Raw genomic sequence first — 15901 nt, 5'->3', positions numbered from 1 at the left:
GCTGTCAGCTGTAGGACCAGCGCCACGCGTTGGAGCGGTACACGCACGTGATCCTGCTGCCGCCCGCGGTGGTCGTACTGGCGCCGTGGTCGCTGTTGCGGCAGTACTGGCCCGCCGAGTAGCAGTTGCCGGAGTTGGAGGTGATCGAGCAGGTGCCGACGCTGTCCCCGCTGCTGCTGCCACCGCCGCCGCTGCTGCCGGAGCCACTGCCCGAGGCGGCTTTCGCGGTGACGGTCACCTTGACCTTGACCGTCTTCGTCGCGGTGACCGTCGGTGCGGGCTTCGGCTTCGCGGTGGCCGTCGTGGTGACGGTGACGGTGGGGGTGGGCCGCACCGTGCCGGCCGCGGCCTTCGTGGTGTGCCTGGTCTGACTGGTGCTGTCGCCGCTGTCGCTCCCGCCGGCGCCGATGCCGAGACAGAAGGCGAAACCGATCGCGCCGAGCACATAGCGCTTCCGTGCCCACCGCGGTCTGGCCGGCTGCGGGGCAGGGGTGGGCGGCACAGGCCGCGGGCCGAATCCGGGCGGTGGCGGCGGCTGGTTGTACGACATAGTCCCCCCCAGGGAGGTTTCGAGGTGGGGTGACCGTATAGCGAGGTGTGAAGAAAGTGTGAGCGGGGGGTGGGTGTGGTGATGGAGCTGTGATCATGATGGGCTGGGTAAATGCCGTCGAACCGGACCTTCGTGTACATCGCGAGGGGCGCGTGCCCATGGGTACGCGCCCCTGAGGGTGAGCGGGGGAGCGGTCAGCTCAGCGCGCAGGTCTGATCGCCCAGCTCGAAGGACGTCGGCTTCGTGTTCGCCCCCGTCCAGCTTCCGGTGAAGCCGAAGCTCACCGACGAACCCGCCGCCACGTTCGCGTTCCAGGTCAGGTTCCTCGCCGTGACCGCCATGCCCGACTGGGTGACGTCGGCGTTCCACGCCTGGGTGAGCTTCTGTCCGTCCGCGAAGGACCAGGCGAGAGACCAGCCGCTCCAAGCGGTGGTACCCGTGTTGATGAGCGCCACGTCCGCCTGGAAGCCGCCCGACCACTGGTTGGTGATCTTGTACGTCACGGTGCAGGCGCCCGTCGGCGGAGGCGTCGGATCCGTACCGCCGCCGCCATCCCCGCCCCCGGCGTCCGAACTGTCGCCGTAGACGATCCCGCGCCCGTTGGTCGCGACGTACACGCGCCCGTAGATCCGCGGGTCACCGGTGATGGCGCCACCGGTCCAACCCCACTGATGGGCATCGTCGTTGATGCGGGTCCAGCTCGCGCCCTTGTCCGTCGAGCGGAAGATGCCACGCACCCCCGCGATCTTCGCGCTGGTGTAGAGCGTCTGGTACGAGGCGCCGGTCGCCGCCTTGCCGAAGCCGATGGTGTCGGCCTGGTCGACGTTCGACAGCTTGGTGAAGCTCGCGCCGCCGTCCGTCGAGTGCCACAGGCCGTACGCGCCGTCGCTCGCGCCACCCGCCAGCCACACGTCGCCCTTCGTCCCGGGCAGCGCCTTGAACCGCACGCTGTCACCGCTGGGCAGACCGGTGGCCGCGGAGGCGGTGAACGTGGCACCGCCGTCCGAACTGACGTAGAACCTGCCGGACTTGAAGCCGTAGAAGGTCTTCGGGTCGACCCGGTCCGACTCCACGATCGCGCCGGACGGGATGCCGCCGGACGCCGACCACGACGTACCGAAGCCGGTCGTGTACTGCACGCCCGCGCCCGCCGGGCTCCACACGAAGCGGTCGCCGTCGGACGCCGCCGCGACCGTGCCGCCACCGCTGACGCCCGAAGGGTCGGTGCCCGCGAACCAGTTGGCGCCGTTGTCCGTCGAGAAGGCGACATGCGGACCCGAGTCGAGGTTGCCGACCCGCACCACCGTGTTCGGGTTCGTCTCGGCGTAGTCGAGGCTCGTCGTCGTGGTGAAGTTCGGCGAGGTGTACATCATCGACGGCACCTTGGTGAGGTCCGTGTGCCGGAAGCCGCCGATGTCACCGAGGGCACTGAGGAGGGTGGCACCGGAGGGGGGAGAGGCCAGGTCGTTGACGGCCGTCTCCTCCAGGCCCTGGACCATCGGCTTGACGGTGAACTGGCCGCCGCTGTCCCAGTTCGTGAGGTTCTCGGTGCCGTAGATCGTCGCGCCCGTTCCGTACATCAACCGGGCCGAGTTGAACGGGTCGATCTCCAACCCCTCCGTCATCCAGCCGAGTTTGGGGGCCTGCTCGGGGGGTGACGGGTTCGCGTTGAAGGTCAGCCAGGGCACGGACGACACGTCCATCGTGTAGCGGTTCGAACGGTTGGGGTACGAGGTGTAGTCCCAGGCCTTCGTCCAGGTGCCGCCGCTGTCGGTGGAACGGAAGATCTGGGTGTCCGGCCACCAGGAGCTGTACGCCGTCGTCATCACCGTGCCCGGATGCTGCCGGTCGACGGTCAGCCCGCTGAAGCCGTAGTAGGTGTCGGCCTCCGCGACCGGGCTGATGTTCGTCCAGGTCCCGGTCTTGGTGGCGTACCGCCACAACTGGCCCTTGCCACCGTCGTACGGGCCGCCCTTGTCGCTGTAGGCGAGATAGAGGTAGCCGTTCGTGGCGTCGAGCACGCCCTTGTGGGCGAGGTAGCCGGTGGGCTGTCCTGGCAGCCGGGACCAGGTCGCGCCGCCGTCCGTCGAGCGGTAGACCGCGTTGTCCTTGTCGGCGACCCCGACGTAGATCGTCTGCGTGGTGTTTGTGGACGTGCCCGTCGACTCGTCGAAGGTGACCCAGACGATCCCCTGGTTGTCGGAGGCGTAGCCGCTGGTGTCGGTCGCGTCCTGTACGTAGTTGCCGACGTTCGGGAAGTTGGTCACCTGCGACCACGTGACACCCGAGTCCGTGGACCGCCACAGGCCCTTGCCGCTGGGCGCGCCGAGGTACAGCACGCTGTTCTTGTGCGGGTCGATCGCGAGGCGCTCACCCATGCCCCGGCCCGGCATGTTCCCGCCCAGCTTGAAGGTCAGGTCCGTCCTCTGCCAGCTCGCGCCCCGGTCGGCGGAGCGCAGCACGGCACCGTTGCCGGGGTCCCAGCTGTTCGTGTACGTGCCGACCGCCGCGTACACCTTGTTCGGGTCGACGGAGTCGGACGCGAGGCTGACGACCCCGGTGTGGCCCCACCGGTCCCAGCCGATCGAGTCCGTGAGCGGGGTCCAGGTCTTCGTCGACTCCTGCCAGCGGTAGGCGCCGCCGATGTCCGTACGGGCGTAGGCGAGGTTTTTCTCGGAGCGGTTGAAGACGATGCCGGGGACGAATCCGCCGCCATCGATCCGGGCGTTCTTCCAGGTGTACGTGTCGGCGGCGAGCGTCGTTGTCGGGGTCGTGCTCGCGGCGAGGGCGGACGGGCTGCCCGCCAGCAAGCCGGCGGTGAGGGCCAGTACGGCGGTGAGGATGCGGGTTCTTCGCACGGTGGGGTCCTCTCTGGAGGAGGGCATGACGACCGGGCGGCCCCCAGTGCGGGTGGGGGCCGCCCGGCCAGGTGGCCTCGTCGTCAGGTGACGAGACCGCGCACGCGGAGCTTTGGGCGCTCTTGGAGGCACGGTGCTGGTCCCGCGCCCCTGGGGGCGCGGGGAACTGCGCGACCAGCCACAACCGGCCCGCGGTTCAAGTACCGTCCGACCCGCGGAGCGCCCGGCGGGGACTATTCGAGAAGCTCCGCGTACGAGCCCATGGCCAGGGCGATGTCCGCCTGGGCCCAGAACCGGTGGTACGTGAAGGAGGGCGCGGCTCCGCCCGCCAGATAGGCCTCGATCTTCGACCAGTTCGGGTCGTTCTTGTAGAAGGACCTGAGCGAGGTGAAGGTCGAGGAGGAGTTGATCGTGTCGCCGTTCGGCATCTTGCCGCTCCAGCCGTTCGGTACGTAGACCGTGTCGTCGAAGCGGTTGTAGTCGGCGCGGGTCTCGGGGACGGCGATGCCCAGGCTGTCCTGGTAGTTGCTCCACATGCCGTCGAGGAGTGCCTTCGCCGTCGTCTTCGCCTGGGCGTTGCCCGACTTGGCGGCGTAGTACGACAGGGTCTTGGCGTACGCGGCCGCCACACCCACGTCGTTGGTGTAGTCGGCGACCGTCACGTGAAGTCCGCTGTTGGCTGCGGGACTTGAGGCGTTCCAGGCGTCGGGGGCGCCGGACCACTGGAGCGTGGAGGGGATCCGGTAGGTGCCGTCCGGGTTGATCGTGGTCTTGGACAGTGCCCAGGAGACCCACTTGTCGAGGATCGCCTTCGCGCTCGCGTTCCCCGTCTGCTGGTAGTACTCGGCGACCCGCTCCATGGACCAGGCCTGGAAGCCGAACCACTGGTTGGACGGCGGGTCGTGGTACACAGGCTGCTGGTCGTAGTACATGCCGTAGAAGGTCGGTGTCCCGGACGGCGGGGTCGCGTAACGGCCCGCCCAACTGTTGGTCGCGCCGCCCGCGATGGCGCCCTCGTTGGACTGCAGCCAGCGGTAGAACTCAAGCTGCCGGGTGAGGGACGTACCCCAATCAGTCGCGCCGGTCGAGGACTTGGGCTTCAGATCGGCGTACGAGCTGAGCGCGTACGCGGCCAGCGGGTTCTGGTAGCCGCCGTGGACATGGCTGGAGCCGATACGCCAGGCCCAGCCCGCCGAGGTGTCGGTCGCGCCGCCCCAGGCGTAGTACCAGGAGAGCAGATAGTGCGAGGCGTCCTTGCCGGTGCCGGCCGCGCAGGTCGACGGGCCGACACAGTTGCCGATCTTTTTGAAGTACTTGTCGTACATGGCGTAGCGCAGATAGTCGCCCATCTTCGCCGCCTTGCCGACGGTTGTGGACACATCGCCGCCCTTGCCCTGCGCCTTGGCCCACACGTCGGCCCAGTACGCGGCCTGCACGGCCCGCGCGTCGGCGTCCGGCGCGTCGGTGTACTTCCACTGCTTGGCGTACGAGGAGTCCCCGGTGAAGAGGTCCAGATAGCCGTTGGTGGAGCCGTACTTGAAGGCGTCGCAGGTCGGCTGCGGCACCGTCTCCCACACCGACTCCTGCGCGCCGCGCTGGAAGGTGTTGATGTACGACGGGCCGGTCGCGGTCGGTCCGGCCTCGCACTTGCCGGGCTCGTTGCCGTAGCCGTAGACGTTGTCGACGTCCTGGAGCCAGTGCATGCCGTACACGTCGTCCGTGCCGTACGCGCTCTTCAGCTCGGCCGCGATCGGATCCGAACCGACGGAGACGCCCGTGTCGAGCTTGGCCGGGTACTCGTTCGGGGTGTCGAGCTCCGGCGCGTAGGTCGCGGGCTTCGAGGCGTTGTAGAAGGAGTTCGTCGGCTGGTCGGCGTGGGTGGGGATCATGTACGTCTCCATGGTCGTCCACGCGGCGTTGAACTTGGACCAGTCGCCGGTGACCTTCCCGTACATCGCCTGCAGCCAGATCAGATAGCTGTACGCCTCCGACGTGGTCTCATGACCCTGGTCCGGCGCCTCGACGATCAGCGTCTCCACCGAGTGGTAGGGGATGCCCTCGGGGGAGAAGTAGCCGTTCGCCGGATTGGTGATCTTGCCGTAGAGGTCCAGGAAACGGGCGTCGTACGCCTTCGACGCGGCCAGCTCCGTCACCGTGACCGTCGCCTTGGCGTACCCGGTCGCCGAGGCCGTGAAGGTCGCGGCGCCGGTCCCGGAGGCGTCGGCGGTGATGGTCACGTTCTGCGCCGTGTTCCAGTTGGCCGGGGTGAAGGTGAGCGAGGCGCCGCCGGTGACGGACAGTCCCGAATTGCCGTCCGTACGGGCGGTCGTCACCGTCACGTTCGCGGCCGGCTGTTTCGAGAGCTGCACGGCGAACGTGCCCGACTTGCTCTGCTGGACGCCGAGTTGGGCGGGCGAGGCCACCACGGCGGGACCCGAGGCGACCGTGATGCCGACCGGCGTGGACGCCGCGGACGCGCCCAGGCTGTCGTACGCCTTGGCCACCAGCGAATGACTGCCGACGGTCAAGCCGGAGGTCGACAGTGTGTAGGGGGAGCTGGTGTCGGTGCCCAGCAGGGTCGTGTCGTCGTAGAACTCGACCTTGCTGATGGTCGCGTTGTCGGCGGCAGCCGCGGTCGCGGCCAGCGGGATCACGTCGCCCTGCGTGTAGACCGCGCCGGCGGCCGGACTGGTCAGCACCGTGACCGGGGGCTCGTGGGCGCCCGTGCAGGTGGTGCCGTTGATCGCGAAGGAGGCGGGCGCCGCGTTGGTGCCGCTGTAGGTGAACTGCGCGCCGGTGGTGACCGCGGCTCCGGCGGCGATCGTCCCGTTCCAGGAGGCGTTCTTCGCGGTGACCGTCCTGCCGGACTGTGACCAGGTGCCGTTCCAGCCGCTGGTGAGCGTCTGGTTGCCCGCGTAGTCGTAGGTCAGGGTCCAGCCGTTGATCGGGTCCGTGCCGCGGTTGGTGAGGGTGAGATCCGCGGTGAAACCGGAGCCCCAGTCATTGGTCTTGTAGTCGACACTGCACTGAACTCCTACAGCTTGAGCGGGAGTTGAGCCATTCGCGAGCATGGTGAACGGAAGCGCGAGGGCCGCCACCACGGCCGTCCACAGCCGCCGGGTCCTCCGGCGTCTCCTTCTGGAACTGGGGTGCATGTGCTGGTTCCTCCTTGCGGCTCGGAGAAGTGGGGGCGGAGCAGCAACAAGCCTTGAACCAGTGGGAGCGCTCCCATATTGGAGAGGGGGGTCGAAGGGGTCAAGGTGCTTGAAGAGTCGAAATTGTTCGATTGATCAACAGTGCGACGCCTCTGTCCTTTACCGACACTTGGCGCTAACTTCATCCGCACCAGTGGGAGCGGTTCCATCAGTCGACGCGTCCGTCACGACGCGCCCGAGCTGCAAGGAGTCGCTCATGCGACACCCTCCGCGTTCAGGACTTTTAGTGGTCGGCGCCGCGGTCGCCCTCGTGGGCACCGCGATCGCGCCGGTCGTCACGGCTTCAGGAGCCACACCCGCGTGCACGGTGGACTACTCCGTCACGAGCCAGTGGGACACCGGCTTCCAGGGCGGCGTGAAGATCACCAACAACAGGGCCGCGCTGAGTAGTTGGAGTCTCACCTTCGACTTCGCGGCCGGTCAGAAGGTCAGCCAGGGCTGGAACGCCAAGTGGTCCCAGTCCGCCGCGACGGTCACCGCGGCCAACGAGAGCTGGAACGGTTCGCTCGGCTCAGGGGCCAGTGTCAGCGCCGGGTTCCTCGCCTCGTGGTCGGGGAGCAACGCCGTACCCACGACGTTCAAGCTCAACGGGACGACATGCAACGTGGACACGGAGCCGTCGCCGACCCCGACGGATCCGCCGCCCACGACCGGCACCGCGCCCAAGCTGCACGTCTCCGGGAACAAGCTCGTCGACGCCGACGGCGCGACGCGGCGGCTGCTCGGCGTCAACCGCTCCGGCGGCGAGTTCATGTGCGTCCAGGGCTACGGCATCTTCGACGGCCCGGTCGACGACGCCTCGGTCAAGGCGATCGCCGACTGGAAGGCCAACACGGTCCGCATTCCGCTCAACGAGGAGTGCTGGCTCGGCCTGTCCAACATCAAACCGGAGTACGCCGGCGCCAACTACATCGCCGCCGTCAAGGACCTGGTCGCCAAGGTCGAGGCGCACGGGATGACCCCGCTCGTCGAACTGCACTGGAACTACGGGCAGTACACCGGGAACTCGGCGGGCTGCTCCGACGTCCACGCCACCTGCCAGAAGCCGATGCCGGACGCGCAGTACAGCCCGGCGTTCTGGTCCTCGGTCGCCAGTACGTTCAAGGACGACCAGGCCGTCGCCTTCGACCTGTTCAACGAGCCCTACCCGGACCGCGCGACCTCCACCGCCGTCCAGGCGTGGGCCTGCTGGAAGGACGGCGGCACCTGCCCGGGCATCGGCTACGAGGTCGCCGGGATGCAGGACCTGGTCGACGCGGTTCGCGGCACCGGCGCCAAGAACCTGATCCTGGCCGGCGGGCTGGCGTACTCCAACGACCTGAGCCAGTGGCTGACGTACAAGCCCAGCGATCCGACGGGCAACCTCGTCGCCGCCTTCCACACCTACAACTTCAACACCTGCGCCAGCGAGAGCTGCTGGAACTCGACGCTCGCCCCGGTGGCGGCCCAAGTCCCTCTCGTGGCGGGGGAGATCGGCGAGAACACCTGCTCCCACGGCTTCATCGACACCGCGATGAAGTGGTTCGACGACCGGGGGCTCTCCTACCTCGGCTGGACCTGGAACACCTGGGACTGCTCCTCAGGTCCCTCCCTGATCTCCGACTACGACGGCACTCCCACGTCGTACGGAGTCGGGCTGCGTGATCATCTGCGCGCCCTCAACGGATAACCGGCACAGGAATCAGACGCACAAGCGCGCCGGAATCAGACGCACACGCGCGCCGGAGTCAAACGCACACCCGCGCAGGAATCAGTCATGCGCCCGCGCGAGGAGTCAACGGACACCCGCACAAGAAGAGATGGGAACCCGCACTCATGAGTCGTACCAAAACCGCGCTCTTAGGGGCGCTCGTCCTGCTCGCCGGCGCCTCGGGCACCGCCGTGGCCGCCGTTCCCGCGGACCCCGCCGGGATCGCCGCCATCCCCTGCACCGTCGACTACAAGGTGCAGAACCAGTGGGACACCGGCTTCACCGCCGCCGTCACGGTCACCAACAACGGCGCCGCCAAGACCTCCTGGGCGGTGAAGTGGGCGTACGCCGGGAACCAGAAGGTGACCTCGGGCTGGAACGCGAAGATCAGCCAGAGCGGCACCGCCGTCACCGCGGCCAACGAGACCTACAACGGGACGCTGGCGACCGGTGGTTCGGTCAGCTTCGGCTTCAACGCCTCCTACAGCGGCACCAACGCGTTGCCCACGACCTTCACCCTCGATGGGGTGACCTGCAACGTCGACGACGGAAGCGGTGGCGGAGGGGGCAGTGACCCCTCCGGGAGAGTCGACAACCCGTACGCCGGAGCCAAGGTGTACGTGAACCCGGAGTGGTCCGCCAAGGCGGCGGCGGAGACCGGCGGCAGCAGGATCTCCAACCAGCCCACCGGCGTCTGGCTCGACCGGATCGCCGCGATCAACGGAGCGAGCGGCAGCATGGGCCTGCGCGCCCACCTCGACGCGGCGCTCGCGCAGAAGGGCAGCGGCGAAGAGGTCGTCCAACTGGTCGTCTACGATCTGCCCGGACGTGACTGCGCGGCCCTCGCCTCCAACGGGGAGCTCGGCCCGACGGAGATCGACAAGTACAAGACGCAGTTCATCGACCCGATCGCGGCGATCCTCGCGGACAGCAAGTACGCCGCACTGCGGATCGTCACGACCATCGAGATCGACTCGCTGCCGAACCTCGTCACCAACACCGGCAGCCGGGCCACCGCCACCCCGCAGTGCGACACCATGCTCGCCAACGGCAACTACGTGAAGGGCGTGGGCTACGCGCTCGCCAAGCTCGGCGCGATCCCGAACGTCTACAACTACCTGGACGCCGGTCACCACGGCTGGATCGGCTGGGACGACAACTTCGGAACGTCCGCCACCCTGTTCAAGCAGGCGGCCACCAGCGAGGGCGCGACGGTCGACGACGTCGCCGGGTTCATCACCAACACGGCGAACTACAGTGCCCTGAAGGAGAACAACTTCACCATCAACGACACGGTGAACGGCACCTCCGTCCGCCTGTCCAAGTGGATCGACTACAACCGCTACGTCGACGAGCTGTCCTTCGCCCAGGCCTTCCGCAACCAGCTCGTCTCGGTCGGCTTCAACTCCGGCATCGGCATGCTGATCGACACGTCCAGGAACGGCTGGGGCGGCACCGCCCGGCCCACCGGTCCCGGCGCGACGACCAGCGTGGACACCTACGTCAACGGCGGACGCTACGACCGCCGTATCCACGTCGGGAACTGGTGCAACCAGGCCGGTGCCGGCCTCGGCGAGCGCCCGCAGGCCTCCCCGGCCACCGGGATCGACGCCTATGTGTGGATGAAGCCCCCGGGTGAGTCCGACGGCTCCAGCTCCGCCATCGCCAACGACGAGGGCAAGGGCTTCGACCGGATGTGCGACCCGACGTACACGGGCAACCCCCGGAACAACAACAACATGTCCGGCGCACTGCCGAACGCCCCCCTGTCGGGGCACTGGTTCTCGGCGCAGTTCCAGCAGCTGATGACGAACGCGTATCCGCCGCTGTAGGGCGCCCGACCCGGTGAACCGCCGGGGGTCAGGCCTCCGTGGCCAACCCCCGGCGGATCGCGAACTCCACCGCCGAGTAGTCGCCGTCCGCCCGCTCCAGCTCGTAGGGCACCGCCGGACACAGCGGCGGCTGCGCCATGAAACGCGGACGCGTGCCGTGGTGCGGCTGCGCCGCGTGCACCAGGAACGGATGGCAGAGAAACACGTCGCCGGGCCGGCCGGTGGCGTGGGCGAGCGGGCGGTGCGCGGAGGCCTCGGCCACCTTCGGACCGAGTTCGAGGAACGAGGCCCCCGCCTCGCCGTACGGCTCCAGGACCGGCGGCACATCGAGGTGCGAGCCCACCCTGATACGGGTCGGGGCGTCGGCCTCCGTCACCTCGCTGAACAGGAAGAGCATCAGCAGCGCCCGGCCCCGCGAGCGGAGATTGGAGTGGTACAGCGACTCACCGGCGGGGAGGTAGCTCCCTTCGATGTGCCAGCCCGCGTCGTCCGGCTCCTCCGTGTGCGGGAACCGCAGCGGGAAGCTGCCCAGCGCGTAGAGCGGGTCCCAGCGTCTCTCGCCGACCAGCAGATCGAAGGCCTGGTGAAGAGCGGGGGAGTTGGCCGCGGCGGCGAACGGGCCCTGCGCCATGCTGCTCACCCAGTGCACGGGGTCCTTCCAGGTGCCGGCGTCGTCCGGGTCGTACCCCGTCTCCTTCCACAGCAGCCGGGCGCAGCTCTCGGCGACGCGCGGCGGGAAGGCGCCCTCGATCTTTACGAACCCGTCCTCGAGGAACCGCTCCACCAACTCGTCGTCCATGGGGCCATGTTCGGGGACGGACCGCTTCGGACGCATCACATTTTCCGACCACCGGTTTTGCTGTTTGCGCAACAACATTGGCCGTTTCCGGAAGCCGAGGAGCACGCTGTGTACCCACCCGGACGAGAGGCCGACCACCATGGCACACGACCACCACCACAACCACGACAGCGCCCGGCACGCTCACGACCACACCCACATGGACTTCGGTCAGATGATCCCCATGCTGGAGCAGGAGGCGGAGCTCTTCAGCCCCCAGTACACCGAGGCGGCGGGCTGGCTGCGGAACCAGCGGTCCGGGACCGGGCTGATCGTGGACGCGGGCAGTGGCCCCGGTGTCATCTCCTGTCTCCTCGCGGACGTCTTCCCCGCGGCGCGGGTCGTCGCCGTGGACGAGGTGGAACCCCTGCTGGAGCGGGCCCGCGCCCGCGCCGACCGGCTCGGCGTCGGCGACCGCTTCAGCACCCTGCGGGCCGAACTCGGCAGCGGGCTCGCCGACTTGGAGTATCCGGCGGACCTGCTGTGGGCGAGCAGGTCCCTTCACCACGTCGGCGACCAGCGCGCAGCGCTCACCGGTTTCGCACGCGCCCTCGCGCCCGGCGGCACCCTCGCCCTCATGGAAGGCGGCCTGCCCATGCGCTACTTCCCGCGCGAGATCGGCATCGGCCGCCCCGGCCTTCAGTCCCGGATCGACGCGGTCCACGACGAATGGTTCGGCCGGATGCGGGACGAGTTGCCCGGAGCGGTGGCGGAGACGGAGGACTGGCCCGCCCTGCTGACCGCCGTCGGCCTGCGCCACACCGCGACCCGCACCTTCCTCGTCGACCTCCCCGCCCCTGTCTCGGACGAGACGCGCGCCTTCGTCGTCACCTCCCTCACCCACCGTCGCGACGCCCTCGCCCCCGGCCTCGACGCGGACGACCTCGCGACCCTCGACCGTCTCCTCGACCCGGACGACAAGGCGAGCGTGTACCACCGGCCGGACGTCTTCCTGCTGACGGCGCACACCATGCACGTCGCGGTGAAGCCGGAGTAGTTCCGGCCGGTCAGCACGTGCCCGGGCGGGCGTACACGGTGACCCGGGCGCCCTGGACCCGGCGCGTGCCGCACTCCTCGAAGTACGTGGCCAGGACCCGCCGTTTGACGATCTCCCCCGGAGTCGTGTCGAGCGGCTGTCCCGCGGGATCGCTCACCGCGACGATACGGGCCGCCGTGATCATGCGGGCGCGGATGACCGGCGCCGGAACCTCGGTGCCGTACAAGGTGTGCGAGGCGGCCGGCGCACGGTCGAGGGCCAGATCGCGCAGCCCGCGCACGGATCCGGGGTCGGGCAGGGACCACACCCGGCGCCGCGCCGGCAGATACAGGATCCCGTCACCCGGCGCACCGGCCTGGGCCACGGCGTGGGCGATCGCGCTCACGTCGTCGACCCGGCTCTGCGGCGTACGCAGGTGCCGGGTGACGGGGAGCAGCGCGAGGACCGCTGCGCCCGCGCAGGCCAGCGCCGCCGTGCGGGTCCGCCGGGTCCGGGCGAGCCGGTCCAGCGCCGCGCCGACCAGCAGGGCGGTGCCGCTCTGCCCGTAGAGCACATAGCGGTCCACGTACAGGGGTGTGACCAGCGAGACCAGCAGGAGCAGGAGGGTGGGCAGGACGAGCAGTCCGAGCGCGAGGACGGGCAGCCGCACGCCCCGGAGTTCGCGCGAAGTGGTGTTCCGGCACATCGCCGCGCAGGCCAATGCGACGGCGACCGTTCCCGCGAACTCCGCGAGCGTGCCGACGCCCGGTCTGCCGATCCATGACACCTGATCCGACTGCCGCGTGCTCAGGACGGCGAGCGGCGCCACCGTGACGAGGACCACCGTCGCCGCCCCGGCCCAGGCCCGGCGGGCGGCGCGTGGCACGGCGACCGCGTGCGCGGTGAGCGCCAGTAGGGCGAACTCGTGCAGCAGCCCGGCCGCCATCAGCACCGCGCCGTAGGCGACCCAGGTCCGGCCGTCCCGGCTCGCCACCGCCCGCACCAGCAGATACGTCGCCCACACGATCAGAGCGCACACGATCGCGTACGACCGGCCCTCCTGCGCGAACCGCTGGACCTGCGGCAGCAGCGCGAAGACGGCCCCCGTGAGGAGACCCGCGCGGGCCCCCGCCAGCCGGCGTCCGAGGAGGGCCAGCGTTCCCGTCGCGGCGGCCGTGGCGAGGACCGATGGCAGGCGCAGCACCAGGAGCGGGTCCAGCCCACCGGTCACCTCGAACAGCAGGTGCATGAACAGGTAGTACAGGCCGTGTACGGCGTCGGCATCGGCGAGTGTCGACCACAGGTCGGGCAGGGACCGGCGCGCCATGTCGTAGGTCACGGCCTCGTCCCGCCACATGGCGCCGCCACGTCGTACGCCCCACAGCCCGAGGGCGAGCGAGAGCAGGGCGGGTGCGCACACTGTCAGTGAGGTGCGTGGGGCCGACGGCGGCAACCGTTCGGGGGCGAACGGCGGTCTGGAAGCGTGTGTGGTGGCGATGGCTGACTCCGGCGCGTGGTCGATGCCTCGCGGTCCCCTCCGAGGAGGCCCCGAGGACGTGCACCGCCGAGTCAAGCCGTCGGACGACTGATGGGCAACCCCGTCGCGGGGCACCTATCAATGCAGGTGGGAGGCCGGCCGAACCCGTGCCGCGGTACGGAGCCCGTGCCGTCGCCGCCGACGGCATGGTGCACATCCCCGTCAATAGCTGCCACAGGATCCGCGTTACACGACAGGGCCCGCACCCCGGCTCCCGCATCATCGGAACGCGGACCGAGGACGCCGCCGCGATCGACCCGGCGGGGCGCACGGTCGTGACCGCAGAAGGGGCCCTGATCGACGTCGCGACGGGCAGGCGCAGGAAGAGGTAGTCAACTGCTGTTTTTTTTCTGTGAATTACTGCACTTGTGTGTGCAGGGGTGCCTCTTGGCCGCCGCCGACATTCAGGGGCGCCTCACCCTGTGGGACGCGGACGGGCAGCACCGGATCGCCGTCCTGGCCGCCGCCGACTCCACTGTGGAGCGCCCCGCCCTGGCTTTCTCGGCCGACGGCTCGGTCCGCGTGTGGGAGACGGCGTCCCCGCGGCTGCCGGGAGCGATCGTGCCGGCCGGTGACGGACCCGTCCTCGCGATCGGATTCACCTCTGGCGGTGGCGAGTTGCGTATCGCGACGTCTCATCTGGCCGTGCGCTCCGTGCGGTTGGCGCCGGATCGTGCGGCGGCCGAAGTGTGCGCCCGAGCGGGGGGGCGGGGCGACCCGGGCCGAGTGGCGCAGACATCTGCCCGACGTGCCCTACCGGCTTACGTGTTGAGGGAGTTCGGCGGTGCCGACCTTGACTTCGAGAGCGCTTCAAGTGATGTACTCCCGCGAGTCATCGCACACATACGGGGGTACTCATGACCGACTCACCTGTCGCACTCATCACCGGTGGTGGAAGCGGTATCGGCGCCGCGGTCGCGCGGCGACTGCTCGACTCCGGGCACCGGGTGACGGTCACCGGGCGCGGTGAGGAGCGGTTGCGCGCCTTCGCCGAGGAACTCGGCAGTCCGGAGGGGCTGTTGACCGTCGTCGGGCACGCCGCCGAGTACGACGAGGTGCGGGCCGCGGTCGAGGCGACGCTCAAGGAGTTCGGGCGTCTCGACACCGTCGTTGCCAACGCCGGCTTCGCCACGCACGACACCGTCGCCGGCGGTGACCCGGCCGGCTGGTCCGAGATGGTGCTGACCAATGTGCTCGGTCCCGCGCTGCTGATCAGGGCCTCCATCGACGCCCTGAAGGAGACGCGGGGCCGGATCGTGCTGGTCGGGAGTGTGGCGGGCCACGTCCACACCCCCGGCAACATCTACGGTGCCACCAAGTGGGCCGTGACCGGGCTCGCCGAGAACGCCCGCCGCGAGGTGACCGAGTTCGGTGTCGGTGTGACCCTGATCTCGCCGGGCCGGGTGGAGACCCCGTTCTGGAACAGCAACGGGAGCCTGCCACCCGGTCAGCTGCTGACGGCGGACCAGCTCGCCGAGTCGATCGTCTGGGCCATCGGACAGCCGGCGGGCGTCGATGTGAACACCGTGGTGGTACGTCCGATCGGCCAGCCCAACTGACGTCGGACCCGCGGGGGCCTCAGTTGTTCTGCAGGAACTGCTGTGCCAGTGAGTCCCCGAGCGACACCGCCGCACTGTGACTCTCGATCGGCGTCACCTGGGAGTTCTTGAACAGGATGTACGTCACGCCGGAGTCGGCCCCGCCCGTGGCAGGGTCGGGGTCGATGCCGAGGGCCTTCGCGGTGGCGTACGACGCCTCACCGATGATCTTCGTGGGCCCGGTGTCGCCGACCACCGCGTACTCGACCTTGTTGTTGTAGATCACGGCGACGACACCGCCGCCCTTGATGCCGTAGCTCGTGTACTTCCAGATGCTGCTGGTGCTGGGCACGACCACATACGGCAGTGACTCGGCGCGCAGCGGCTTCCCGTTGGACTGGTGGAACGCCGTGTCGTCCTGGAACCAGGGGTCGGCGTCGCCGTTGCACTTGCTGGTGACCTGACCGTCACAGTCGATGTCCATGTCGGCCTTCCAGAACACCGCGCCGTTCTTGCCGCACACGGGGATGGTGGCCGAGGTCTCGTCGTCGGTCTTGTACTTGCCGCTCGATATCTGCGAACAGGATGTCACCTTGGCGAGCAGGGCGGCCGCGCTGACCGAACCCTCCTGGGCGGAACGAGGGGTGACGGTGCCCGACGCGCTGGCCGGGAGTGCCGCGGTGGCGAGGAGCGCGGCACCGGCGACGGCCGCGAGGGTCAGTGTTCGAGAGCGCACTGTGGGGGACCCTTCTGTTAGGAAAGTTTCCTTACCGGGTTGCCGTACAAGGTGGCCCTGCTTGCATGACCGCGTCAAGCCCTCCAGCGGAGTTGGTCCGGTCCAGGAGCTGAAACCGGCGGGGAGGGGGC

General features: G+C 69.2%; 11 protein-coding genes. 5 read left to right on the top strand and 6 right to left on the bottom strand.

Features of this window, described 5'->3' with window-relative positions; translation table 11 throughout:
- Nucleotides 1–4 precede the first annotated feature (4 nt).
- The 3 genes from OG568_RS11605 to OG568_RS11595 all read right to left on the bottom strand — a co-directional run bounded on the left by OG568_RS11605 (nt 5) and on the right by OG568_RS11595 (nt 6563).
- Nucleotides 5–445 (bottom strand): hypothetical protein, encoded by a 441-nt coding sequence (locus OG568_RS11605; protein WP_329531422.1) that lies wholly within the window; start codon nt 443–445, stop codon nt 5–7.
- Between the two features lie 299 nt (nt 446–744).
- Nucleotides 745–3408 carry a cellulose binding domain-containing protein gene (locus tag OG568_RS11600; protein ID WP_329531421.1) on the bottom strand — a complete coding sequence of 888 codons (2664 nt, stop codon included), beginning with the start codon at nt 3406–3408 and terminating at the stop codon, nt 745–747.
- A 233-nt stretch (nt 3409–3641) separates the two neighbouring features.
- A complete protein-coding gene (locus OG568_RS11595) occupies nt 3642–6563 on the bottom strand; it encodes a glycoside hydrolase family 48 protein (RefSeq protein WP_329531420.1) in 2922 nt (973 codons plus the stop codon).
- Between the two features lie 256 nt (nt 6564–6819).
- Between OG568_RS11595 and OG568_RS11590 the strand changes: the two genes are divergently transcribed.
- Together OG568_RS11590 and OG568_RS11585 are read left to right on the top strand one after the other, a co-directional pair.
- Nucleotides 6820–8292 (top strand): cellulase family glycosylhydrolase, encoded by a 1473-nt coding sequence (locus tag OG568_RS11590; protein WP_329531419.1) that lies wholly within the window; start codon nt 6820–6822, stop codon nt 8290–8292.
- A gap of 146 nt (nt 8293–8438) precedes the next feature.
- Nucleotides 8439–10145 (top strand): glycoside hydrolase family 6 protein, encoded by a 1707-nt coding sequence (locus OG568_RS11585; protein WP_329531418.1) that lies wholly within the window; start codon nt 8439–8441, stop codon nt 10143–10145.
- 28 nt (nt 10146–10173) lie between these two features.
- Here OG568_RS11585 and OG568_RS11580 read toward each other — a convergent pair whose 3' ends face one another.
- On the bottom strand, nt 10174–10944 hold the full coding sequence (locus tag OG568_RS11580) for a phytanoyl-CoA dioxygenase family protein (RefSeq protein ID WP_329531417.1): 771 nt from the start codon (nt 10942–10944) through the stop codon (nt 10174–10176).
- Between the two features lie 139 nt (nt 10945–11083).
- On the opposite strand from OG568_RS11580, the gene OG568_RS11575 reads away from it, so the two are divergent.
- Nucleotides 11084–11980, top strand: coding sequence for a class I SAM-dependent methyltransferase (locus tag OG568_RS11575; RefSeq protein WP_329531416.1), 897 nt, complete (start codon nt 11084–11086; stop codon nt 11978–11980).
- A gap of 10 nt (nt 11981–11990) precedes the next feature.
- On the opposite strand, the gene OG568_RS11570 is transcribed toward OG568_RS11575, so the two are convergent.
- Nucleotides 11991–13379: a glycosyltransferase family 39 protein gene (locus tag OG568_RS11570; protein WP_329531415.1), complete on the bottom strand. Its 1389-nt coding sequence runs from the start codon at nt 13377–13379 to the stop codon at nt 11991–11993.
- Nucleotides 13380–13603: 224 nt separating this feature from the next.
- Here OG568_RS11570 and OG568_RS11565 point away from each other — a divergent pair, with 224 nt between their 5' ends.
- Nucleotides 13604–13828, top strand: coding sequence for a hypothetical protein (locus OG568_RS11565; protein WP_329531414.1), 225 nt, complete (start codon nt 13604–13606; stop codon nt 13826–13828).
- Nucleotides 13829–14353: 525 nt separating this feature from the next.
- Nucleotides 14354–15055, top strand: a complete 702-nt coding sequence (locus OG568_RS11560; protein ID WP_329531413.1) for an SDR family oxidoreductase — start codon at nt 14354–14356, stop codon at nt 15053–15055.
- Nucleotides 15056–15074: 19 nt separating this feature from the next.
- Here the strand turns inward: OG568_RS11560 and OG568_RS11555 are convergent, their stop codons facing one another.
- Nucleotides 15075–15770, bottom strand: coding sequence for a glycoside hydrolase family 75 protein (locus tag OG568_RS11555; RefSeq protein ID WP_329531412.1), 696 nt, complete (start codon nt 15768–15770; stop codon nt 15075–15077).
- Between the last annotated feature and the right edge of the window lie 131 nt (nt 15771–15901).

The organism is Streptomyces sp. NBC_01450 (assembly GCF_036227505.1).
Lineage (GTDB): Bacteria > Actinomycetota > Actinomycetes > Streptomycetales > Streptomycetaceae > Streptomyces.
This window is presented reverse-complemented; position numbering and strand designations above follow the sequence as displayed.

Excerpts from the sequence above, each read along its gene's own strand:
- OG568_RS11595 (WP_329531420.1), bottom strand. The coding sequence starts at position 6,563 with ATGCACCCCAGTTCCAGAAGGAGACGCCGGAGGACCCGGCGGCTGTGG.
- OG568_RS11590 (WP_329531419.1), top strand. The coding sequence starts at position 6,820 with ATGCGACACCCTCCGCGTTCAGGACTTTTAGTGGTCGGCGCCGCGGTC.
- OG568_RS11560 (WP_329531413.1), top strand. The coding sequence starts at position 14,354 with ATGACCGACTCACCTGTCGCACTCATCACCGGTGGTGGAAGCGGTATC.
- OG568_RS11580 (WP_329531417.1), bottom strand. The coding sequence starts at position 10,944 with ATGGACGACGAGTTGGTGGAGCGGTTCCTCGAGGACGGGTTCGTAAAG.
- OG568_RS11575 (WP_329531416.1), top strand. The coding sequence starts at position 11,084 with ATGGCACACGACCACCACCACAACCACGACAGCGCCCGGCACGCTCAC.
- OG568_RS11585 (WP_329531418.1), top strand. The coding sequence starts at position 8,439 with ATGAGTCGTACCAAAACCGCGCTCTTAGGGGCGCTCGTCCTGCTCGCC.